The organism is Collimonas sp. OK607 (assembly GCF_900111995.1).
Classification (GTDB): Bacteria; Pseudomonadota; Gammaproteobacteria; order Burkholderiales; family Burkholderiaceae_D; genus Collimonas.
The window spans coordinates 64,656-87,518 of sequence record NZ_FOKF01000009.1; the positions used below are offsets into that span (position 1 = coordinate 64,656).

The 22,863-nt window shown below is 55.0% G+C and carries 18 protein-coding genes; 9 read left to right on the plus strand and 9 right to left on the minus strand.

Going from position 1 to position 22,863, the window contains the following annotated elements; translation table 11 throughout:
- Positions 1-149: 149 nt before the first annotated feature.
- From BM029_RS08670 to BM029_RS08710, 9 genes are all read left to right on the plus strand, one after another.
- Positions 150-1,394 carry an MFS transporter gene (locus BM029_RS08670; protein ID WP_371329102.1) on the plus strand — a complete coding sequence of 415 codons (1,245 nt, stop codon included), beginning with the start codon at positions 150-152 and terminating at the stop codon, positions 1,392-1,394.
- A 145-nt stretch (positions 1,395-1,539) separates the two neighbouring features.
- Entirely contained in the window at positions 1,540-2,037 is a 498-nt protein-coding gene (gene ssb, locus BM029_RS08675) for a single-stranded DNA-binding protein (RefSeq protein WP_092414110.1), read from the plus strand.
- A gap of 533 nt (positions 2,038-2,570) precedes the next feature.
- The gene (locus BM029_RS08680) at positions 2,571-4,229 is read left to right on the plus strand and encodes a methyl-accepting chemotaxis protein (protein ID WP_092434753.1); all 1,659 of its coding nucleotides are present in this window, start codon (positions 2,571-2,573) and stop codon (positions 4,227-4,229) included.
- 299 nt (positions 4,230-4,528) lie between these two features.
- Positions 4,529-5,263, plus strand: a complete 735-nt coding sequence (locus BM029_RS08685; protein WP_211482453.1) for a cysteine hydrolase family protein — start codon at positions 4,529-4,531, stop codon at positions 5,261-5,263.
- Between the two features lie 45 nt (positions 5,264-5,308).
- A complete protein-coding gene (locus BM029_RS08690) occupies positions 5,309-6,676 on the plus strand; it encodes a purine-cytosine permease family protein (protein WP_092434758.1) in 1,368 nt (455 codons plus the stop codon).
- A gap of 174 nt (positions 6,677-6,850) precedes the next feature.
- A complete protein-coding gene (locus BM029_RS08695) occupies positions 6,851-8,233 on the plus strand; it encodes a DUF1329 domain-containing protein (protein WP_244544971.1) in 1,383 nt (460 codons plus the stop codon).
- Between the two features lie 147 nt (positions 8,234-8,380).
- Positions 8,381-10,201, plus strand: a complete 1,821-nt coding sequence (locus BM029_RS08700) for a DUF1302 domain-containing protein (protein WP_371329103.1) — start codon at positions 8,381-8,383, stop codon at positions 10,199-10,201.
- Positions 10,202-10,278: 77 nt separating this feature from the next.
- Positions 10,279-12,645 carry an efflux RND transporter permease subunit gene (locus BM029_RS08705; protein WP_170851024.1) on the plus strand — a complete coding sequence of 789 codons (2,367 nt, stop codon included), beginning with the start codon at positions 10,279-10,281 and terminating at the stop codon, positions 12,643-12,645.
- Between the two features lie 10 nt (positions 12,646-12,655).
- Positions 12,656-13,648 carry a WD40/YVTN/BNR-like repeat-containing protein gene (locus tag BM029_RS08710; RefSeq protein ID WP_244544972.1) on the plus strand — a complete coding sequence of 331 codons (993 nt, stop codon included), beginning with the start codon at positions 12,656-12,658 and terminating at the stop codon, positions 13,646-13,648.
- A gap of 426 nt (positions 13,649-14,074) precedes the next feature.
- Here the strand turns inward: BM029_RS08710 and BM029_RS08715 are convergent, their stop codons facing one another.
- The 9 genes from BM029_RS08715 to BM029_RS08755 form a co-directional block, all read right to left on the minus strand.
- Positions 14,075-14,782, minus strand: a complete 708-nt coding sequence (locus BM029_RS08715) for a GntR family transcriptional regulator (RefSeq protein WP_092434764.1) — start codon at positions 14,780-14,782, stop codon at positions 14,075-14,077.
- Positions 14,783-14,796: 14 nt separating this feature from the next.
- The gene (locus BM029_RS08720; protein WP_092434767.1) at positions 14,797-16,248 is read right to left on the minus strand and encodes an NAD-dependent succinate-semialdehyde dehydrogenase; all 1,452 of its coding nucleotides are present in this window, start codon (positions 16,246-16,248) and stop codon (positions 14,797-14,799) included.
- A 32-nt stretch (positions 16,249-16,280) separates the two neighbouring features.
- Positions 16,281-16,595, minus strand: coding sequence for an NIPSNAP family protein (locus BM029_RS08725; protein WP_092434769.1), 315 nt, complete (start codon positions 16,593-16,595; stop codon positions 16,281-16,283).
- A gap of 19 nt (positions 16,596-16,614) precedes the next feature.
- The gene (locus BM029_RS08730; protein WP_092434772.1) at positions 16,615-18,087 is read right to left on the minus strand and encodes an aldehyde dehydrogenase; all 1,473 of its coding nucleotides are present in this window, start codon (positions 18,085-18,087) and stop codon (positions 16,615-16,617) included.
- Between the two features lie 34 nt (positions 18,088-18,121).
- Entirely contained in the window at positions 18,122-19,159 is a 1,038-nt protein-coding gene (locus BM029_RS08735; RefSeq protein ID WP_092434775.1) for an LLM class flavin-dependent oxidoreductase, read from the minus strand.
- 91 nt (positions 19,160-19,250) lie between these two features.
- Positions 19,251-20,189, minus strand: coding sequence for a flavin reductase family protein (locus BM029_RS08740; protein ID WP_092434778.1), 939 nt, complete (start codon positions 20,187-20,189; stop codon positions 19,251-19,253).
- A gap of 47 nt (positions 20,190-20,236) precedes the next feature.
- Complete coding sequence (locus tag BM029_RS08745; RefSeq protein WP_092434781.1) at positions 20,237-21,049, minus strand: alpha/beta fold hydrolase; 813 nt, start codon at positions 21,047-21,049, stop codon at positions 20,237-20,239.
- A complete protein-coding gene (locus BM029_RS08750) occupies positions 21,039-21,626 on the minus strand; it encodes an amino acid synthesis family protein (protein WP_092434783.1) in 588 nt (195 codons plus the stop codon). The genes BM029_RS08745 and BM029_RS08750 overlap by 11 nt, the downstream gene beginning before the upstream one ends.
- Before the next feature lie 360 nt (positions 21,627-21,986).
- A complete protein-coding gene (locus BM029_RS08755) occupies positions 21,987-22,853 on the minus strand; it encodes a fumarylacetoacetate hydrolase family protein (RefSeq protein ID WP_092434786.1) in 867 nt (288 codons plus the stop codon).
- Positions 22,854-22,863: the final 10 nt, after the last annotated feature.

Below are 22,863 nucleotides of genomic sequence, written 5' to 3' on the forward strand. Positions count from 1 at the left end.
TACATCAGGGTATTTCGCCTTAATATTCAGCAAGTTTTGGGCATGTCCAATACCCATGCGGGTCACAGCCATTTCATTCCCTGATACTATGACGGGTTTCGATCTGCGCCGTCGTACAGCCTCAACGTTCACATCCGGTAATGCCCAATATGAATAATTCGACCTCCTCTCCCGATAATGACGCAGGCAGCGGCATGAGCCGCGCCGAAGTCAAAGCCAGCGGTGCCCTGGCTTCGATATTTGCATTGCGCATGCTTGGCCTGTTTTTGATTTTGCCGGTGTTTGCAGTGCACGCCAAAACCCTGCCCGGTGGGGATAGCGCTGCCCTGGTCGGCCTCGCCATGGGGATTTACGGCCTTGCGCAATCGTTCGGACAAATTCCGTTTGGTGTAGCTTCCGATAAGTACGGTCGCAAGAAGATCATCGTCATCGGCCTGATCCTGTTTGCACTGGGATCTTTCATTGCCGCCGCCGCCGACAATATCTACTGGGTTATCATCGGCCGCGCGATACAAGGTTCCGGCGCGATTTCAGCTGCGGTAACTGCTTTTATCGCCGATTCCACAAGGGAAGAACACCGCACCAAGGCCATGGCCATGGTCGGCGGCTCGATCGGTTTGACGTTTGCCTTGTCGCTGATCATTTCGCCGCTGCTATATGAGTGGGTCGGCATGGGCGGCATCTTTGCCATGACCGGCATCTTGTCGCTGGCCGCGATTGCGGTGGTGGTATGGCTGGTGCCTTCCGCGCCGCTGGTCAAGGCCAGGCGTGTCGCTTGGTCGGAAATCCTGCGCAACGGCCAACTGATGCGCTTGAACTATGGCGTGTTCGCTTTGCACATGACGCAAATGGCGATGTTTGTGGTGATGCCGGCGGCGCTGGTCAAATACGCCGATCTGCCGCTCGAGTCGCACTGGAAAATCTATCTGCCGGTGGTGTTGGCTTCTTTTGTATTGATGCTGCCGCCGGTATTTGTCGGCGAGAAGCAGGGCAAGATGAAACAAGTAATGTTGGCAGCCGTGGCTTTGTTGTTTATAGTGCAACTCGGATTGCTGCTGACATTCTCCATGGCAACTATCCATTGGCAATGGCTGGTCGTGTTGTTGCTAGGGTTTTTCATTGCTTTCAACGTGCTGGAAGCTAGCCAGCCGTCGCTGGTGTCGCGCATCGCGCCGCCAGCGGCCAAAGGCGCCGCGCTGGGCGTGTATAACACCATGCAAGCCCTGGGTTTGTTCTGCGGCGGCGCCCTAGGCGGATTACTTAAACAGCATGCGGGTGCATCCTCGGTTTTCATTTTAGGCGGGGCAGCAACCCTCTGCTGGCTTATAATCGCATCCAGCATGAAAAATTTGCCGCGCCGTGGCGCTTCATCAATCACGGCCGCGGCAGCGTAGTGCATGGCGCGCAGCAAGTCTCCTTAAGTAACTCTTAAGTAACTATTGAGCAACATCAGACAGCCAGCGCCAGGGTCTTGGGCACAACGCATCAGGCGTAATTTTCAACGCATTTTCAAGATATGAGCATTTAGGAGAGCATTACATGGCATCGGTCAATAAAGTCATCATCGTCGGCAATCTCGGCCGCGACCCGGAAACACGCTACATGCCGAACGGCGAAGCGGTCACCAACATCGCCGTTGCCACCACGGAAAGCTGGAAAGACAAGAATAGCGGCGAGAAAAAAGAATTAACCGAGTGGCACCGCATCACCTTCTATCGCAAGCTGGCGGAGATCGCCGGCCAGTACCTGAAAAAAGGTTCGCAGATCTACATCGAAGGCCGTCTGCAAACGCGCAAATGGCAAGACAAGGATGGCGCTGAACGCTTCACCACTGAAATCATCGCAGACACCATGCAGATGCTTGGCAGCCGTCAAGGTGCGGGCGGCAGCGCGCCGATGGACGATGGCGGTGGCTACAACAGCGCGCCACCGGCACGCCAGCAAAACACCAGCGCACCGGCGGCGCCAGCCCGACAGGCACCGGCTTCGCGGCCAGCGCCGAATTTCTCGGATATGGATGACGACATTCCGTTCTAGGGTATATGTTTTATCAGATGTAAACAAGACCCGCTAAGTCACTGATTTAGCGGGTTTTTTTATTCTTTGCATTTTTCCTTTGACGACCAGGTCCCACTAAGAGAGATCGCCGGACTCCTTCGCATCTCCAGACACACCGTCGCGCTATCTACGTACGGAAATAACAGAGCCGTCCTACGCGGAGCGGCGCTCGCTCAGTGTAATCGACAAATATGCGTTCCAGTTATCGGTTTTGCTAAAGACCGAGGCGCTCAGACTGACCGGATCAATTCAGCAAGCAAACGAAAACTTTGCGTTAGGTCACCAACTGTACCTTCGGGTACTTTGCAGGAGAAAGGTCACCGCGTGGAAGCTAAATTTTGATGAAATGATTGCCGTTGTAAATGCATGTAGCAATCGTGTCATGTGAAATCAGCGGCAAATTTTGCCATCCACCTTTTACCTATTCAAGCCGGCGCCAGTAATGGGCACGGCGATGAAGTCCGATTATCTGCTCGGTCCGGGCACGATAATTTCTGTTATCGAGTAAAAAAATGAAAATCAAGAATTTGAAAATAGGCGCGCGACTGGGCATTGCCTTTAGCTTGTTGTTGGTGCTGATGGCAATCATCGTAGTAGTGGGTATCTGGCGCTTGCAAGGCGTGGGACAAGCTACTGAGCAGATGGGCGACGCGGCGGCCAAGGAGCGTATGGCGCAACAGTGGATCAGTGGTATGGCAACCAACACCTTACGTACGTTCGCGCGCTTGAGAACGATTAAGCCGGCAGAAGAGAAATCCCTCGCGGCAGAAATGACGGCCGTAAGCGCTAATATTATCAAGGCGCAAAAGGAATTGGAGCCTTTGGTCCTCAGTGCCGAAGGCAAACAAAAGCTGGCTGCCGTTGCCGAACAGCGCAAAATATATATCGGGATCCGGGATGCTGCCTTCAAACTGAAAGAAGAAGGTAGCGTCGATTTGGAAAATACCATCGAAACCAAACTCACGCCGGCAGCGAACGCATACATACGATCGGTGCAAGACGTGGTCGACTTTCAAAAAATCATTTTTGAAAAATCAAAAAATCAAGTTGATGAAATTTATGAGGCCGGTCGCAATCTAATGATGGTCCTCGGCTTGATTGCGCTGGCATTGGGCGCAATCCTCGCCTGGGTTTTAACGCGCAGCATTACCCAGCCTTTGCGCTACGCTGTAAGTGTGGCGCGTATAGTTGCTTCTGGCGATTTGACTAGCCGAATTACAGCGACTTCACGTGACGAAACCGGTCAGTTGCTGCAAGCTTTGAAGGATATGAATGACAGCCTGACAGGCAGCATCATGCAGGTTCGCTCAGGTGTCGATACCATTGCAACCGCGTCGAATCAAATCGCATCCGGTAATCTGGACCTGTCGTCGCGTACTGAAGAACAGGCTAGTTCGCTGGACGAAACCGCATCGTCGATGGAAGAGCTGACCACGACCGTCAAGCAAAATGCCGACAATGCACGACAAGCCAATCAGCTTGCCCTTACTGCTTCTGGTGTGGCGGAACAAGGCGGTGTGGTAGTGTCGAAAGTAGTGGGTACGATGGATGGCATCAATGCATCAGCTAGAAAAATCGTCGACATCATCGGCGTGATCGATGGCATCGCCTTCCAGACCAACATCCTGGCGCTGAATGCCGCAGTGGAAGCCGCGCGTGCCGGCGAGCAAGGTCGCGGTTTTGCGGTGGTAGCATCGGAAGTGCGTACCTTGGCGCAGCGTTCGGCTGCAGCGGCGAAGGAAATCAAGATACTGATCGACGACTCGGTTGATAAAGTCGATACCGGCAGTAAATTGGTGGCAGAAGCGGGGGCGACCATGACGGAAGTGGTCGATAGCGTCAAGCGCGTGACCGATATCATGTCCGAGATTATGGCTGCCAGCCAGGAACAAAGCGCAGGGATTGAACAAGTCAATCAGGCTATTGGCCAGATGAATCAAGTCACCCAGCAAAATGCAGCATTGGTGGAGCAAGCTGCCGCTGCTGCGGAGTCTTTGAGCGACCAAGCGGAAAATCTTGCGCGAGCGGTGAGCATATTTACATTGGATGACTTGGTGAGTAGCACCAGAGCGGCGCCACGTCTGCCGATTGTGGCAAGCAAGGTACCGCTCGCTCGTCAGTTGGCTGCAGCCCCGGTGCCGAAGATGGTCGTTAATGAAGCCTATTTCTGATTGGGTGCCGTTGTCTCAAACTGTCGATCCAGCAGATTCGGTGCAATTGCATGCACGCTAGCTTGAAGTTGGCCAGGTGTCGATCCTCCTGGAAAGGCTCGACAAGCGTAACACTTCCTCCCTTGGCCTTGGTCCAGTCCGACGAACTTCACGATTTTTTCAAAAATTTCCTAAGGAGATAGAACAAGAACGGTCGCCAATGGGTGGCCGGTAGCAGGGAGATCTTGCCGTTACAAATTAATTTCGCCACATTCATATTATGGTATGCCATAATATTGACGTACTAAGCCAGTAACTGGATGACGTATGAAACCGCCTCCAGTTCGGAAATTATAAAAATGAGGTTGGACAAGGAGAATAGTGTAATGAAGTCAGATAGGGCATTTTTGCTGATCGACATGCAAAAAGAAGATGGCTTTTCCGTGGAGGGTTTCAACGCGGCGGTGGAAAAGGCTGGTCCATTGCTGGATGCCTTACGCAAGCAGGGGATTCCAATCCTCTATTCGAAGCACGTCAATCGGGCTGACGGGGTCGGATTGCCAGGCGGCGAGCCACTTGATCCTTCTGGAAAGCCGGCAACGTATTGCTCTGCAACCAACAAGGTCGACATCATCGACGCGTTGTCTCCCCAGGCAGGCGATATCGTCTTTGAAAAAAATAGATATAGCTGCTTTTTTCAATCCAATCTCGATCAGCTTCTTAAGGGATTGGGCGTCAAACATCTGGTGATCGGCGGCGTACTGACAGATGTGTGCGTGATGACGACGGTGTTCGACGCCTACTTCAGGGATTATCAGGTAACGCTGATCGAAGATATTTGCGGCGCCACCACTGAAGCGGCTCACTACTCATCGCTACTGCTCATGGCTAACTGGGTTTACGACCTGGAGATGTTTACTTCAGAGCAGTTTCTGCGCTCTCTGCGGGGCGAAGAATTCAGCGCATTCAAGGCAGCCATACCGGATGAATTTGCTCACACGCCAGACAAGCTGGGCGATGCCATAAAAAAATTACGAACCAAACTTAACAAGTAACCATAAAAATAACCATAAGAGTTATTAGAGGATACAGGAGACAAAATGGAAGTCGAACGACGCAGCATCGATTTTATTCCCGAAGCAGAGCGATACGGCAAGCCAGGATCATTATTCTTCATCTGGTTTGGCGCCAATATGAATATCACTACCATCGCTGCCGGTGTCTTGCCGGTGGTGCTCGGGTTGAATCTGTTCTGGAGCGCGCTGTCAATTATTCTCGGTTCGCTGATAGGGGCTATCTTCATGGCCTCTCACTCAGCTCAAGGGCCGAAACTGGGCATTCCACAGATGATCCAGAGCCGGGCTCAGTTTGGCGTGATCGGGGCAGTACTGCCGTTGCTGTTTGTGATGGTGATTTATCTGGGCTTCTTCGTCAGTAATACACTCCTGGCCGCGCAGGCCATCGAAAAAGTAAGCCCCCTGGGGCAACGCGCAAATATCTACTTCATCAGCATTCTTTGCTTTCTTGTCGCGCTTTACGGATACAAGCTGATTCACCGGGTGCAAAAGACGCTGTCGATCCTGTCGATAATCGTATTCCTGGTCGCCACCGTTATTGCAGTCGTTCTTCCTGTTCCCGACGGCCAATGGCTGGCAAGCAGCTTTTCGCTTCCGAAATTCATGGCGGCGGTCAGTATTGCGGCGACCTGGCAGCTTTCTTATGCACCTTATGTCGCTGACTATTCAAGGTACCTTCCTGGCAATACCTCATCGGCCAAGGTTTTCTGGCACAGCTATGCCGGGACAGTCATAGGCGGTGCCTGGATGATGATTCTGGGGGCAATACTCAGTGTCGCGATTCCACACTTTGCAGACAACGTCGGATTGAACGTCGCGCAACTTTTCGGAGGTGCGGCAATACTGCTTTATGTATTCGTCGTCTTCGGCCAAATCTCGATAAATGTCTTCAATCTCTATGGTGCGTTCATGTCGACGGTCACTGTCATAGAGCCATTCGCAAAAATCAAGGTTACTGCCAGGGTTCGAGGCACGTTCATGTTCGCTATCACCGCGCTTGCAACCGTACTGTCCACCATTGGCCAAGATAATTTTGTCGCGTTCTTTTTAAATTTCATCTTTTTCATGAGCTATTTCCTGATTCCGTGGACGGCCATAAATTTGGTGGATTTTTATTTTGTCAGGCACGGCGTGTACTGCGTAGTGGATATTTTCGACCCGAATGGCCGGTATGGACGGGTTAACTGGTTTTCCTGTATCACTTTCATCCTGGCTATCTTGCTGGAAATTCCTTTCATGAATACGAGCCTGTATGTCGGCTCGGTGGCCGAGCGCCTTTACGGCGTCGACCTGGCGTGGTTGGTGGGGCTTGTTTTTCCTGCTGCCGCTTACTACTTCTTTATGAAGTGGAGCGTCGGGAATGTTATCGAGGGGACGGCGGCGAACAGCTAACAAGCCGCTGCGAATTTTCCGAAGGCTACCCGTTCTTCTCTGACGATTCTCATTTTCTGTCTTGTTCCCATGGCCGCAGATCCGGCCAAGGCCATTGGCATGCCCATTCATTTGTTGTCACTGCTTAAAACTTTTATTTGCATAGTTTCTCAACCGCTTCTAAGGAGCTTTGACGTGAAAATTCATAAAACAGTCGTCGCCCTGGCCACACTGGGCCTACTCTCAACCAGTGCGTGGTCTGCCACTTCGGCAGACGTTACCCGGCTAGGTCAGGACCTGACGCCAGCTGGCGCTGAAAAGGCCGGTAACAAGGACGGCACGATTCCGGCGTTTTCCGGTACGGACAGTCCGCTGCCGGGCTGGTCGTACGGCAAGCTGCGTGAGGATTACTGGAAACACAAAGCGGAAAAGCCGCTCTTTGTCATCGATGCGACCAACGTCGATAAATACGCCGACAAGCTGACGCCCGGCCAGATCCAGATGATCAAGCAGGTCAAGGGCTATACGATGCCGGTCTACCCGACTCATCGCGACTGCGGCTTACCCGAAGCCGTCGAGAAGAATACCAAGGATGGCGCGCTCAAATCAGCTATTGCCAAGGATGGCTGGTCGCTGGAGGCCGCCACGCTGCCGGGCGTCCCGTTCCCGATCCCGAGTACCGGCATCGAGGTTATGTGGAACTGGTTGATGCGCTATCAAGGCGTGGGGATGGAATGGCCAGATGTTTATACGTACATATCGCCTCGTCCGGGCAGCAGCACACCCATCATGACGCGTTGGATGCAGTTGTCATATTTTTCGTGGGCGAAGAAAGGGCAGCACTCGCCGCAGGATGAGAAGGGGCTGCAAAACGGTGTCTATTATCTGTACAACGATCCTGCTGCGCTTGCGGGGCAGGGCACGGTCCAGCGCTACTACTTCAACAAGGATACGGACAGCTACTACTATTTCACCGGCCAGCGCCGCGTGCGCCGCCTGCCAAGCTACGCCTACGATGCACCGTTAATCGGTTATGAGAATCAGTATCCGGCAGACACATTCTCCATATTCTATGGCAACCCGGATCGCTTCAACTGGAAGCTAGTCGGTAAGAAAGAAGTTTACGTACCGTACAACGGCTTTGCCATGCAGCGTTTCAAGACCAAGATGGATGATGCGATAGAGCCTAATTTTGTGAAACCGGCACTGCGCCGTTATGAGTTGCATCGGGTGTGGGAGATCGAGGGTACGGTCAAGTCCGGCGTGCGTCATTCGACGCCGAAGAAGACCTTGTATATCGATGAAGATAGCTGGAACGTTGCGGTAGGCGATGACTACGATGCGCAGGGCAAGATCTGGAAGGCGAAAGAAAATTACATCACGCCAGAGTCTGAAATCGGCGCTTGCGTGCCGGCGGCTTCTATCTATAACGACCTGATCAGCGGTCGGTACGTCTTCGACCAAACCGTTGTCGGCACCGGCAAGGACTTGAAATTTTATCCACCCGGCGCGACCGACTCTCGCTTGACCGACAGCTTTTTCACCGGCGAGAACCTGGGCGCGATCAGCGACCGCTAAATCATCATGCGAAAGCGGCAGGATGGGCTGCCGCTTTTATTCAAGCTTATGTCGTCTGGCGTTGCGGGTAAGACCCAACTCAGGTGTGGCGGATAAATTCCAGGGAATCGGTCCGCCCGTTTTTCACAAATATGGGGATAGTTGAAAATGAAAAAAACAATAATTCAGTTGTTCGGCGTGACTATGTGCGGTGCACTGGTCTATGCACCTGCACATGCTGTCAGTTTCGATACCGGGATCGGCGACATGAAGGCTGACTGGGTGTCCAACATTACGGGCGGGCTTGGCGTGCGCACCAAGAATCCAAGTTGCAGCCTGACAGGGGATCCGAATGCCTACGGCTGCGGCAGCGCAGCCAATACCGGAATGTGGGCCAACGGTGACGACGGTAATCTGAACTACAAAAAGGGGCAAGCGTACGCCGCTTACACCAGCTTCACCAGCGAACTGCTGTTGACGATGCCGAAAGAGGGTTACAAGTTTCTGATCCGCGGCACCGGGATGTACGATTTCGCCGCCGATCATACGCAGCGCACGCCGCTGGCGTCGGATACCAAGAGCCAGGCCGTCGACAGTATGCAACTGCTCGATTTCTGGGGGCAGAAAGACTTTAATATCGGCGACCAGCGCGCGCATTTTCGACTGGGTAACCAGGTCATCAACTGGGGCGAAAGCTATTTCGCTTCGGGCGGCATCAACGCCACCAATTCAGTCGACATCCAGAAACTGCTGATTCCCGGGACTCAGCTCAAACAGGCCTTGCTGCCGGCGCCGATGCTCAGTTTCGCAAGCAGTCTGCCGGCCGGCTTCTCGACCGAGGCTTACTACCAGTTCCAATGGAACGGCAACAAGTACCCGCCGGTTGGCACATACTGGTCGGTGTCGGACGCGTTCGGGCGCGGTGCGGGACCAGCCTCGTTCAACACGCAGAACTTCAACCTCGCCGGCATCGATGCCGGCACTATCGCCGGACCGAACAGCAAGAACAGTCAGTTCCTCAATAGCGTGAACCAGAATCTGCTCAATGGCGTGTATGCCGGTCCGCCGACAAACGCGACCGGGGGCGCGTTCAGCACGGTATTGCCGGGTAATAAACCACAGTTCGGGGTGCGCCTCGGTTACAAGCCGGACGGCGCCGACATCAACTTCGGTTTCTACTACGAGAACTACACCGACAAAGCGCCAGTCCTGTCCTACCTGGCCAACGGCTCGTCGCAATGGTCCTACCTGCAGAACCGTAGCCTGCTCGGTGTCAGCACCAATTTCGCGCTGGGCAACTGGGCCATCGGTTCCGAGTTGTCGTATCGGCCGCACGATGCGGTGGCGATGTCCGGATGCTACGGCGCGGGAGGGCTGCCTGATGCGAATGTGAATCTGGCAAGCGGAATCGACTGCCGGGCATGGAAGGATATGAAGAAGGTCCAGTTCGACATCAATGGCCAGTTGAACATGACGCAGACCTCGCATCCCATGCTGAAATGGATTGGCGCAGACCTGGGCGTATTGACCACGGAATTGACAGTGATCAAATACCCTGGCGTCAACGCCAACACCCAATATGCCAGCACCGTGAACGGGCAACAGGTCTATCAAATGCCCGATGCAGGATACGCGACCTGGTTGAACAACAACTCCGGCACCGGTTATCCGATTGCGGCAGGACAGGGCACGTCGACCGCGGTGGGGCTCACAATCGATCTCAACTGGACCTATGACGGCACCTTGATTCCAGGCTGGCAAGTGACGCCGGGCATCACCTTCTATGACGCTGTCAAAGGCTACACCCCGACCTTCTCTGCCAACTACGAAGCGGGCGCGAAATCGGCCAATTTCTACCTGCTGTTCAACCAGAATCCGCAAAAGTGGCAGGCTGGCCTCAACTACACGGCGTTTTATGGCGGCAATTCGGCGTCTCAACCGTACTCCGACCGTAATTTCATCGGCGCATTTGTTACACGCAATTTTTAATGTGGTTGCATGCTGACAGGCTGGACCGGTCAGCATGCTCAGTTTGTGAGCAGAGTTGAATAGAACAAGGAACGCTCGTGTTAAACAGAATGATTCAAAGCCTGGAGCATTGGCTCTTCTCCCGACGCCTGCTGGTGCTGGGTGTGCTTGCGGGGCTCACCGCCGTGATGGCGTTTTTTGCGTTGCAGTTGCGCATGGATGCCGGTTTCGAGAAACAGATTCCGATTGGTCACGAATATGTCAAAACCTTTCAGCAATACCGCGCGGACCTGTTTGGCGCGAACCGGCTTACGGTGGTTGTCAAGGCCAAGGGAAAAGGGAGCACGATCTGGACCAAAGAAGGACTCAAACGTCTCTATGACGTGACGCAGGCGACGGCTTATTTGCCCAACGTCGATCGTCTGGGGGTGCAATCTTTGTGGACCCCGAACAGCTTCGTCAACGAGATCACCGAAGAAGGATTTCGTTCGCAGCCGCTGATTCCTGGCACGCTTACACCCGATAGCCTGAGTCCGGACGACATCGCTCACATCAAGCAATCGACATCGGAAGGCGGCTTCGTCGGCTCGCTGGTGTCGCGCGACCAGACCGGCGCCATGATTACCGCCGAAATCGGCGAGACTGGCGCTGACGGCAAGAAGATTGACTACATCGCATACAACCACCTGCTGGAAGACAAGCTGCGCAAGCCCTTTGAGGATGCCGGCTACGAGATCCAGATCATCGGATTCGCCAAGCAGATCGGCGACATCGCCGACGGCGCCAAAGCCGTACTTGTGTTTTGTGCTATCGCACTGCTGTTGACTGCGCTGTCGGTATACTGGTACTGCCACTCGCTGCGCTTCACGATTCTGCCGATCGTCTGTTCGCTGACCTCATTGGTGTGGCAGTTCGGTACGCTGCGTCTGTTGGGTTTCGGCCTTGACCCGCTAGGGGTGCTGGTGCCGTTCCTGGTGTTTGCCATCGGTGTGTCGCACGGCGTCCAACAGATTAATTTCATTACGCGCGAGCTAGCTCACGGCGAATCGTCGATGGATGCGGCGCGGCATAGTTTTACCGGCCTGCTGATCCCCGGCACGCTGGCGCTGGTGACCGCATTCGTCTCATTCATCACACTGCTGCTGATCCCTATCCCGATGATTCGCGAACTGGCGATCACCGCTTCGCTCGGGGTCGGCTACAAGATCATCACCAATCTGATCATGTTGCCGGTCGCTGCGTCCTGCTTCAACTTCACCAAGGCCTACGCCGACAAGGCCATGCTCAAGCGTGAACAACGTGCGCGCTGGCTGCGCACGCTGGCGCGGGTGGCAGAGCCTCGCAATGCGGTGATCACGCTAGTCATGGTGGCCGGTGTCTTCGCCACTGCAGTCTGGGAAAGCCGCGACCGCGTGGTCGGCACGCTGCAGCCCGGCGCGCCGGAGTTACGTCCGGAGGCGCGCTTCAACCGCGACGCCGTGTCGATTGCCGATAACTACGATATTGGCCTGGACTGGTTGTCGGTGGTGATCCAGGCTCCGCCAGAGTCCTGCGAAAGCCCGGCCGTCGGCACGTTCGATGACAACCTTGAATATTCCCTGAAGAACGTGCCTGGCATCGTCTCGATCAACTCCTACGCGGACAATCTGCGCACCTACAACCAGGGTTACAACGAAGGAAATCCGAAGATGAACGTGGTGCCGATCGATACCGGCAACTACGCCGGTCTGTCGACCGAGATCGGACGGGTGCGCGGCTACCTGAACAAAGATTGCAGCATGACTGCGGTCCACCTGTATTTGTCGGACCACAAGGCGACCACCATCAACCGCGTCATCAATGCGGTCAAAACTTTCCGCGATAGCCATCAGACGCCGGGCATCACGATCCGCCTGGCCGCCGGCAATGCCGGGGTACTGGCTGCGATCAATGACGAGGTGGCGAAAAGCGAACTGCCGATGATGCTCTACGTGTACGCGGCGATCATGCTGCTGGTACTGGTGGTGTACCGCGATCTGCGCGCAGTGGTGGCGTGCTGCCTGCCGCTGACGGTTGGTACTTTCATCGGTTACTGGTTCATGAAAGAGTTCGAAATCGGTCTGACGGTTGCCACCTTGCCGGTGATGGTGCTGGCGGTGGGGATCGGCGTCGATTATGCGTTCTATATCTACAATCGCCTGCAGGGTCATCTGGCCGCGGGCCAACCGATCGTCAAGGCGATTGAACATTCGATGCTTGAAGTTGGCATGGCCACGATCTTTACCGCGATCACGCTGGCGGTTGGCGTGGCGACCTGGAGTTTCTCGGCACTCAAGTTCCAGGCCGACATGGGCAAGCTGCTGGCGTTCATGTTCATCGTCAATCTGATCATGGCCATGACCGCCTTGCCTGCATTGGCAGTCGTGCTGGAACGCATTTTTCCACGTCGTGGTCCGGTGCGTGCACCCGGCATGTTTAATCATTAAAAGTGTAACCATGAAAAATATGAATGGAATTGCAAAATACAGCGCGATGCTCGGTCTGCTAGTCCTGGGCGGCATCGTGCAGGCTGCAGATCAGGCGCCGGTAGCGGCCGTCAGGCCGCAGCTGCAGATACTGCCCGCCGAGCACTTCAGCGCCGCTGCCAGTACGCAGATTCTGGCGGCGGTGCGGGCGGGAAAACGCATCGTAGCGGTCGGCGATCATGGCGTCGTGCTGTTGTCGGACGACGATGGCAAGACCTACCGGCAGGCTCGCTCAGTGCCGGTCAGTTCGACGTTGACGGGCGTATCGTTTGCCGATGCCAACACTGGCTGGGCGGTAGGCCATTGGGGCGCGATCCTGAAAACCACCGACGGCGGCGAATCATGGGTGCTGCAGCGGAACGACAGCAAAGTCGATCAGCCGCTGTTCTCCGTGTATTTCAAGAACGCACAAGAGGGCTGGGCGGTGGGATTGTGGTCGTTGATGTTGCACACGACTGACGGCGGTGCGAACTGGTCCACGGTCACGCTACCGCCGCCGCCAGGTCAGAAAAAGGCGGATCGCAATTTGTATGCGATTTTCGCCGATGCCAAAGGCAGCTTGTTCGTCGCGTGCGAACAAGGGCGCATGATGCGCTCGACCGACGGCGGCAATGCCTGGACGTATGTGGAGACCGGCTATGCCGGATCGTTCTGGACCGGTGTCGCGCTGCAGGATGGCGTGTTGCTGGTCGGCGGGCTGCGGGGGACGATTTACCGTAGTGCGGACGGCGGTGATAGCTGGCAGGCGTCAAAGACGATTTTCAAAAGTTCGGTTACGGATATCGTTCAATTGGCAGATAAGTCAACCGTCGCAATCGGTCTCGACGGCGTCACGTTGCGCAGTGTCGACGATGGCGTCACTTTCACCGGCATGCAGCGCGCCGATCGCAAGGGGCTGACGGCGGCGATCGCAACGCCGGCGGGCAAGGCGCTCTTCTCCACGGACGGGCCGACAAGCGAATGATGCATGCGGGCGTAGTTCAAACGCGGGCCATATCGCAAGGCAACGCGGAACGACGCCGGCGGGGGCGATGACGGCGTTCCTCGATGCAAATTTGTGCGTTCAAGAATCCATCGACTTATTGATATGTCATGGGCGCACAGGTGCGTATCTCCAGCCAGGTAATGTTGATTGACCTAAGCTAGCCGTCTACGTCGTAGTGTTTGCAGGCAGTGCTGAATCGATGGGCCAGGGATGGTGTTGCAAGCCTCGGCCAGCAATATTGCCGTTTGAATTCGGCGGGGATGAATTTATTGCGCCGGGTTTCCACGGCTAACGCCACAAACTTTCGATCGCATCAATGCTTCCCTCGACGAGTGTCAAAGGAAGCGATCGGCAAGAGCAGGTCCGGGTTATGTGGCATCACCGCGAATGGCCGTAGTGCGGTGCCTAACTTGTTTTAGCAACCGGCGAGGACTGCTCCATTTCTTGTAGCCTGGCGACCACGATATCGGCAACCCGACGAATGTGCGCGACTGACATTTCGTAGGCCTTGTCTGAATCGCGATGTCGAATCGCATCCAGAAGCGAACGCATTTCGGACACCGCATCGGCGCCACGGCCGCTGGAACTGATCGTCATTGCGCGCAGGCGGTTGATGCGTGCGTTGAGCGATTGCACGATTTCCAAAGAGGTGGTTTTGCCACCGCCAATAAACATCACTTCATAAAATTCGGTGGTATGACGCATTACTGCCTTAAAATCAGACTTGGCGAAGGCATTTTCTATTTTGTCGACCACCTCATCCAACTGCGTGACTACCTCCGGGCTGGCAAAAGCGGCGCACGCTCTGGCTGCGTGCCCTTCGAGTAGTGCGCGAATCTCATAAATCTCTGCGACCTTGCTCAGGTCGAGAGTGGCTACCACCGGTCCCTGGTGCGAACCGGTTTCGACTAACCCTTCCGTTTCCAGATGCCGCAGCACCTCGCGCACAATGGTCCGGCTGACGCCTAGCTCGTCACAGAGCGCTCTTTCGATAAGGCGCTGCCCAGGCTGAAAGTAACCGTCGATGATCGCTTCCCGCATTTTTTCCAGGGATAATTCTCGCAGGGTTTTGACCGTGCGTTCTATTTTGATCGAGTTAGCCTCGGGGGTCATGCATCACCTCTTCGTTATTCAATGCCAGCAATACACAGATACTTGATTTCCAGATAATCGTTGATACCATATTTGGAACCTTCGCGCCCATAACCCGACTGCTTGATACCGCCAAATGGCGCTACCTCGGAGGAAATGATCCCGGTGTTGATGCCCACCATGCCGGCGTCAATCGCTTCTGCCACACGCCAGGCCCGACCGATGTCGCGCGTATAAAAATAAGATGCAAGCCCGTATTCGCTGGCGTTGGCCTGGCTGACGACATCAGCCTCGGAGTCAAATCGGAAAATCGGCGCCACAGGACCAAAAGTTTCTTCGGTCGCGATTTTCATTGCAGGCGTTACGTTGCTCAAGATGGTCGGCTGGAAAAAAGTTCCGCCTAGCGCGTGGCGCTTGCCACCCAGGACGATTGTCGCACCTTTGGCGACAGCATCGCTAATGTGCGCTTCCACTTTGTTCACCGCAGCCTCGTCAATCAGCGGCCCCTGCTGTATGTCATGGTTCAGGCCGTTACCTACTCGCAAAGTTTCCACTTTGGCGCGCAGTTTGGCAACAAATGCATCATAAATCAAGTCATGCACATAAAAACGGTTGGTACAAACACAGGTTTGCCCGGCGTTGCGGTATTTGGATGCGAGTGCGCCTTCCACTGCGGCATTAAGGTCGGCATCCTCAAAAACGATGAAAGGGGCATTGCCGCCCAATTCCATGCTGGCGCGTTTGATGGTATCTGCGGATTGGCGCAACAGCAGGCGGCCGATTTCGGTCGAACCGGTAAAGGTGATTTTTTTCACAAGTGGATTGCGCGTCAATTCGCCGCCAATTGCGACCGGATCACCGGTGATGATATTGATGACGCCTTTCGGGATACCGGCTTTTTCCGCCAGCACCGCCAGCGCCAGTGCCGACAAAGGGGTCTGTTCTGCCGGTTTGGCCACCACTGTGCAACCTGCCGCCAGTGCAGGCGCCAGTTTGCGTGCCAGCATCGCGCTGGGGAAGTTCCACGGCGTGATGGCGGCCACGACTCCCACCGGTTGTTTGATGACGATCAACCGTCTGTCCGACTGCGTTGCGGGAATCACATCACCGTAAATACGCTTGGCTTCCTCGGCAAACCATTCGATATAGCTGGCGCCGTAGGCAATTTCGCCTTTCGCTTCCGCCAGCGGTTTACCCATTTCTTCGGTCAGAATTTGCGCCAGCACGTCGGTGTGCTGGACCACCAGATCGAACCAGCGCCGCAAAATAATCGCCCGCTGCTTGCCGGTTAATGCGCGCCAGGCTACGCCGGCCAGATTGGCGGCAGCGATCGCGTCGCGGGTTTCCGCTGCGCCCAGCTTGGGCACCGACCCTATGATTTCGCCGGTCGCAGGATTGTTGATGACGAGCCGGTCGGGGCCCGAAACCCATTCGCCGTCGAGGTAGCAGCTATCCTTGACGAGGTCTTTGTACTCTAGGGTTTGCATCTCATATTCCAAATTAAGTATTTCAAATTAAATTACTGCAATGGCGAAAACGACGCCGCCTTCATGATCTTGTTTTCCATTTCTTCCATCAGGGCCTGGATCTTTGGTGCAAATGCTTGCCAGGCTGGATCCTGGCTTAGTGCATGGCGTCGCTGTTCGCGTATATCCAGGCTCGGGTAAGCCCATATATGCACGATCTGATTCAATGGTCCGATTTCGGAGTAAAAATAGCCGATCAAGTTACCGAGATGCCGTTTTTGCAGTGCGATACCTTCTTCTTCAACCAATTTGAGATAGGTCGGCAGCGTGCCTGTTTTTATCCGGTATGTGCGTATTTCGTAGTACATGGTTCCGCTCGCTTCTGGTTTATCTCATGACAAAAGGATCCTGGATCGGCTCATCCGAGGTGCGAATCCAGACCGACTTGGTTCTGGTGTAGTCGAGCACGGATTCCATGCCGCCTTCGCGCCCCAGGCCACTTTGCTTGTAACCGCCAAACGGTACGATTGGCGACACAGCACGATAAGTGTTGACCCACACGATGCCAGCGCGCAGTGCGCGGATGAGTTTATGGGCCCGGGTCAGGTCGCGCGTGAACACGCCGGAGGCGAGTCCGTATTCACTGCTATTTGCCAGTTCGATCGCCTCGGCTTCTGTGTCAAAAGTAACTACACTTAACACCGGCCCGAACAATTCTTCCGTCACGCTTGGGATGTGCTGGTCAGGACAGCTCAAAATGGTAGGCTGGTAGTAAAACCCGGTGTCAAATCCGCTTGGTTGCCGGCCACCGGTCAGCACGGTAGCTCCCGCGGCGATGCTGCGGGCAACTACACTGTTAATGTGCTCAAGCTGGCGTTTGGTTGCCAGCGGGCCCATTTCAGTATCCTCGCTCTGGGGATTGCCGATACGGATGAGCTTAGCTTTAGCCACCAGTTTTTCCAGCAGGCGATCCCGCACGCCGCGCTGTACCAGCAGCCGCGATCCCGCCACACAGCTTTGCCCCGTAGCAGCGAAAATCCCGGCAATAATCCCATTTGCAACACTGTCGACATCCACATCGTCGAATACCAGGACCGGCGATTTCCCGCCCAGCTCCAACGTGGTAAACGCCAGGTTTTCAGCCGAATTGCGTACGATATGACGCGCCGTTTCCGGGCCGCCGGTAAATGCGATGCGCGAAACCAGCGGGTGGCTGGTCAGCGCGCGGCCGCAGTCGGCGCCAAAACCCGTAATGATATTCACCACGCCATGCGGGAAGCCCGCTTCATGCACTAGCCGGGCAAATTCCAGCAATGGCGCAGGCCCTTCTTCAGATGCCTTGATGACGATGGTACAACCGGCGGCCAGTGCCGGACCGATTTTGACCGCAGACAGGAACAGTTGTGAGTTCCACGGGACGATTCCGGCCACTACGCCTATCGGTTCGCGCCGCAGGTACACCTCCATATCGATTTTATCGGCTGGAAGATGCATACCTTGAATCTTGTCGGCCAAGCCGGCGTAGTAGCGGTAATACTCGGCCACATAGCCGATCTGGCTACGTGTTTCCCGAATGATCTTGCCGGTATCGGCCGTCTCCAGTTCCGCCAGGCGAGGCGCGTGCCGTTCCACCAGGTCGGCCAGCTTGTACAATAATTTGCCGCGCTGGCTGGCGGTGAGGTCGGCCCATGACGGCGCGCTGAAGGCGCGGTGCGCAGCCTGCACCGCGCGCTCCACATCCGCTTCGGAGGCGGCTGGCATGATGGCCCAAGATACGCCGGTTGCCGGGTTGATGCTTTCGAATGATGCGCTGCCGTCTTCAAAACCGCCGTCAATATAATTCTGAAATCGTCTCAACATAGCCCAAAGTCCTGTTCTATAGAGTGGTGTTCACTTACGCGCTGAACGCAGGCATGACTTGATCGATGAACAGTTCAAGCGATTTCTTTTTGCGCTCGAAACTCATATGGCTGTCGATCCAGAAGCTATATTGATCATATCCCAGACTCTCATACATTTTCAGGCGTTCCACCACTTGTTGCGGCTGACCGATCACCAGGTTCTTGCGCATCATGTCGGCCGTGTAGTTCGGGAACGAAGCAATGTCTTCAGCAGTGAGCGTCTCGATGAAACCTTCATCTACCGGACGCGCATTCTTGAACATTTTGCTGAAATAGCAATAAAACGTTCCCAGATCCTTGGCAGCTTCACATACTTCAGCCTCATCCTCACCAACGAAGGTATGCATCAGCATCATGATTTTCGGGCGAGGAATTTCGGGATGGGCGGCGCAGGCGTTGTTAAAGCGCTCCATCAGGCTAACCACCTCTGCGTCACCGGCTGCCAGTGATGTGACCTGCAAATTGCACTTGTTGGCGACCGCAAAGTCATGTGAATTCGGATCGCGCGCGGCTACCCATAACGGCGGCTGTTTTTGGACCGGACGCGGCTGTGACGTGGTCGTCGGGAATGACCAGAATTCTCCCTGATGCGCATAATCGCCGTCGAACAGTTTTTGCAGGGCTGGCACCATTTCACGCAAACGTGCGCCGGCGCCGAATGCATCCAGGCCTGGATAGAGCCGTTCGTATTCGAACGAATATGCGCCGCGCGCAATCCCGATATCCAGACGCCCGTCAGACGCAATATCGATCATGCCGGCTTCGCCAGCCAATTTGATCGGATGCCAGAAGGGGGCAATCACAGTACCGGTACCGAGTCGGATTTTTGTGGTCTTGGCTGACAAATAGGCCAGATTCACGAACGGATTCGGCGCCACGGTGAATTCCATGCCGTGGTGCTCGCCTACCCAGGCGGTCTCGAACCCGCCTGCCTCCGCAATCTGCACCAGCTCGGTCATCTCATTGAACAACTCTCGCTGCGATTTTTCTTTGTTATAGCGCTCCATATGGAGCAGCAATGAAAATTTCATGATTGGTTATCTCCTTGTATTAGTCCGGTATATTTAATCCGGTATATTTATTTCGATATATCTTTTCCGATAGATAAATGCGGCACTTGCACTAAGCGGATTTTGCAAGCGGTTGGACCGATCCGGTATTGGCGTCGCCGACATAGACTCCAAATGCGTCTTCACGACGTTCTTTCACATAGCGCCGCAACATGGCGCTGACGGCTTCATCCTGCACTTGAGCCCATGGGATCGCGTCCAGCGGCACTACACGCACCGCGCTGTCCTGCGGCAAATCACCGATCACCTGGCCACGGTAATACACATGCACTGCACCGGCTTTTGCCTCGGCGTCCTCAAATACGGCAAACAGAAAATCCAGTTGCGCATCGATCTTCAGCTTGCTCAATACGCCGCGCAAACTATCCGGGGCAGAAGCGGGATCGAGTTTGGTGCCGGTCGGCAAATGAAACACCTTGTCCGGGCCCTCCAGCATGACGATGCCGCCGTGGCTTTCCAGAATCGCGCCAACGCGGGCGCTGGAAGCTGCGGCCAGCGCGTCTTGCGACAGGCTGAAGGTCAGGTAACCGCCGCGGCAGTATCCTAGCGGGCTGGCAGACGAGGTTGAAAAATTCACCACTTTGCCCAGCAGTATAATGTGGTCGCCGGCCTCAATTACCTGATAGGTTTCGCAGTCGAACCAGGCTGCGGCGCCGTCCATGATCGGGCTGCCGGTCACACCTTTATGCCAGTCCACCTGTGCAAACTTGTCCGGCGACTTGGAGGCAAACACGCCGGACACGTTCTTTTGATGTTCAGCCAGCACACTGACCGAGAAATGCGATGTGTCAGAAAAAACCGGATAGCTTGATGCGACCTTGCCAATGCACACTGAAACCAACGGCGGCGTCAAAGAAACCGAGCTGAAGGAATTAGCGGTAAATCCGCGCGGCGTGCCATCTTCCTGGGTCGTTGCCACCACTGTTACGCCAGTGACAAACGATCCAAGTGCCTTGCGAAACTCCATCGTATCTATAGTTGATGCGGTCATTGTATTTGTCTCCTTGCTGCTTGCAGTGCTATATTTTTATAGCCGTATCAGATGTTGATGAACGTGCTGAGATGACGGTTAACCTCGACTGGCGCGGTTAAATTCATCATGTGCCGCGCTCCGGGGATAACCACCAGTTCAGAACCGGGCGTAACCGTCGCCATCGCTGCCGACATTTCCGGGCTCGAGTTCAGGTCGCATTCGCCAGTCATGAACAAGGCCGGCGTTTTCAAGCCGGGCAGACTATGCACGTGAGTCTGGTCCGACCTTGCGAATAGATGGTACGTTCTGGCGTATCCAAGCGAATTGATGGATCGCAACAGTGTATGGACCAACTCGGCTGCATCGACCAGCGCGGCCGGCACTGAATTACCGAACCAGCGCTCCATGGTGGAGTCGACCGTCGCCGCAATGCCGATTTTGTCCAAGGTTTCGGCACGCTGCATCACCGCCTTGCGCTGTTCGGCACTACGCGCATAAACGGCGTTCAAGGCTGCGACTTTGATTGTGCGCTCCGGATTGCGGATCGCAAACTCCAGCGCAATCAGCGCGCCCATGGAATGGCCGACGACGGTGGCTGCCTTGATCTTTAAATGATCGAGCAGGTCCGTCAACTGCTGTGCATACATCTCCAGCGTGGCGCCTTCTGGCGGTAGTTTGCTATCGCCGTGTCCTAGCATGTCATACACGATGACTTGATGCTGCGCGGCAAAGGTGGCGATCTGGGGAGCCCATACCACCTTGGCCATGCCGACACCGTGGATGAAAACCAATGGCTGGCCAGTACCATATACCGCGTATGCGGTACCGTTGGCGACGCCAGCATTCACCAGCTGTGGTAACGCGCTATCAAGCTTCATTGTTGGCAAGTTCCTTCATGTCCTGGTAACGGTCGCCAATCCGATGATGCGGCCGACCACCGACCGATGCCCCTAATGCCACCAGGATTTCGTCATGCGCGGGTGCATCGTTGATCGAAAACTGAATAGTCAGGTAGTGGGAGCGCATGCCTTCGTCATCCTTGTGCATCATCGGAATCTGGATTGCGCAATCAGGGCCGCCGCGTACATTCGTGAAACTCAGGAAACTCTTCGCGCCGACCGCAGTACGATAGTGGTTACCAAAACGCAGGGTATGGATCAGTGCCGACGCATGCTCGATTTCACCGGACGTTCCAACCGCGGCGGCTTTGCCGTATGCCTCGATGGCGCTACCGGAACCTGCCATCTCAGTAATTGTTCTGGTCAATAGTTCGCCCAGTACTGGTGCAATCGCGTGAATCTCAGGTTTCAGGTCCTCGACAAATCCACGGCCGAACCATGGGTTTTTCAGCACGGCTGCCGCCGCAAACATCTTCAGCGGCTTGCCGGCCTGCTTGCCGCCTTCGATCAGGGTTTCCTCCGTGTAGGTCACAACTTTGCGAATTTCGAGTCCCATCTTGATTTCTCCTTGAGTCTTGGTTTATTGCGATACCGCATCATGTATTACGGTATTACTGTATTCCAAAAGGTAAATTTTGTCAACAAGTTTGTATTATGGTATACCAAAAATATGGGGAAAATATAAGGGAGCTCGCGCTGTGCATCAGCGCCTTTGTATGTTGCTTTGATGGAATAAAAATCCAACTCCACAACGGGGTCATAGGAAGACAATGACCGCAATCGCTGTATTGCAAACGTTCAATAAATCAGGTTTGATCTTGTAAAAAGGGCTCGCTAAATCATTGATTTAGCGAGCCCTCGTATTGCCCGGCATTTCGCCTGGGATGGCGTAGCACAGGAAAAACAAGCAATGCAATCAACCGTCAATCAATTCCGGATTCCATGCATGCACCGACTGCTGTTGCACACCCAGGCCCGAAACACCCAGGCGCATCTGGTCGCCAGCCTTGAGGTAGATTGGGGCTGGCTTTTGGGCAAGCCCTACGCCGGCCGGTGTGCCTGTGCTGATGATGTCTCCCGGGTAGAGCGTCATGAAGCGACTGATATAGCTGACCAGATGGGCGACGCTGAACAGCATGTTGCGCGTGCTGCCGTTTTGAAAGCGGTGGCCGTTGACCTCCAGCCACAAATCCAGATTCTGCGGATCGGGCACTTCATCCGCAGTCACCAGCCAAGGTCCGATCGGGGCGAAGGTGTCGCAGCCCTTGCCTTTATCCCACTGACCGCCGCGTTCGAGCTGGTACTCACGCTCTGAGATGTCGTTGACAACGCAATAGCCGGCCACGTGCTTGAGCGCATCGCCGTCAGATACGTAACGCGCCGTGGTGCCGATGACCACGCCCAGCTCCACTTCCCAATCGCTTTTCAACGACCCTTGCGGCAGCACTACCGGATCGTTGCAGCCGATCACGGCGCTGGTTGGCTTCATGAACAGCACCGGCTCGGCAGGCGCGGTCAGACCGGATTCGGCGGCGTGGTCGGCGTAATTCAAGCCGACGCAAATCAATTTCCCCATGCCGCTGTAGGGTGGGGCGATGCGGCCCGGCCGAGCGATGATCGGGAGGGTTTTGATATCCAATGCTGCTAGGCGGGCAAGATTCGCAGGTGACAGCGTTTGCGTGCTGATGTCGGATAGTTCACCCGACAAGTCGCGAACCTGGTTGTCGGCATCGATCAATGCCGGTTTTTCGTGGCCTTTGGAGCCGTAGCGCATTAATTTCATTGGTTTTCCC

Bases quoted from the DNA above. Each gene is read 5' to 3' on its own strand.
- BM029_RS08680 (WP_092434753.1), top strand. From the start codon at position 2,571: ATGAAAATCAAGAATTTGAAAATAGGCGCGCGACTGGGCATTGCCTTT.
- BM029_RS08725 (WP_092434769.1), bottom strand. From the start codon at position 16,595: ATGTACTACGAAATACGCACATACCGGATAAAAACAGGCACGCTGCCG.
- BM029_RS08755 (WP_092434786.1), bottom strand. From the start codon at position 22,853: ATGAAATTAATGCGCTACGGCTCCAAAGGCCACGAAAAACCGGCATTG.
- BM029_RS08670 (WP_371329102.1), top strand. From the start codon at position 150: ATGAATAATTCGACCTCCTCTCCCGATAATGACGCAGGCAGCGGCATG.
- BM029_RS08750 (WP_092434783.1), bottom strand. From the start codon at position 21,626: ATGGGACTCGAAATTCGCAAAGTTGTGACCTACACGGAGGAAACCCTG.
- BM029_RS08685 (WP_211482453.1), top strand. From the start codon at position 4,529: ATGACGTATGAAACCGCCTCCAGTTCGGAAATTATAAAAATGAGGTTG.
- BM029_RS08700 (WP_371329103.1), top strand. From the start codon at position 8,381: ATGAAAAAAACAATAATTCAGTTGTTCGGCGTGACTATGTGCGGTGCA.
- BM029_RS08745 (WP_092434781.1), bottom strand. From the start codon at position 21,049: ATGAAGCTTGATAGCGCGTTACCACAGCTGGTGAATGCTGGCGTCGCC.
- BM029_RS08715 (WP_092434764.1), bottom strand. From the start codon at position 14,782: ATGACCCCCGAGGCTAACTCGATCAAAATAGAACGCACGGTCAAAACC.
- BM029_RS08740 (WP_092434778.1), bottom strand. From the start codon at position 20,189: ATGACCGCATCAACTATAGATACGATGGAGTTTCGCAAGGCACTTGGA.
- BM029_RS08735 (WP_092434775.1), bottom strand. From the start codon at position 19,159: ATGAAATTTTCATTGCTGCTCCATATGGAGCGCTATAACAAAGAAAAA.
- BM029_RS08690 (WP_092434758.1), top strand. From the start codon at position 5,309: ATGGAAGTCGAACGACGCAGCATCGATTTTATTCCCGAAGCAGAGCGA.
- BM029_RS08730 (WP_092434772.1), bottom strand. From the start codon at position 18,087: ATGTTGAGACGATTTCAGAATTATATTGACGGCGGTTTTGAAGACGGC.
- ssb (WP_092414110.1), top strand. From the start codon at position 1,540: ATGGCATCGGTCAATAAAGTCATCATCGTCGGCAATCTCGGCCGCGAC.
- BM029_RS08720 (WP_092434767.1), bottom strand. From the start codon at position 16,248: ATGCAAACCCTAGAGTACAAAGACCTCGTCAAGGATAGCTGCTACCTC.
- BM029_RS08710 (WP_244544972.1), top strand. From the start codon at position 12,656: ATGAAAAATATGAATGGAATTGCAAAATACAGCGCGATGCTCGGTCTG.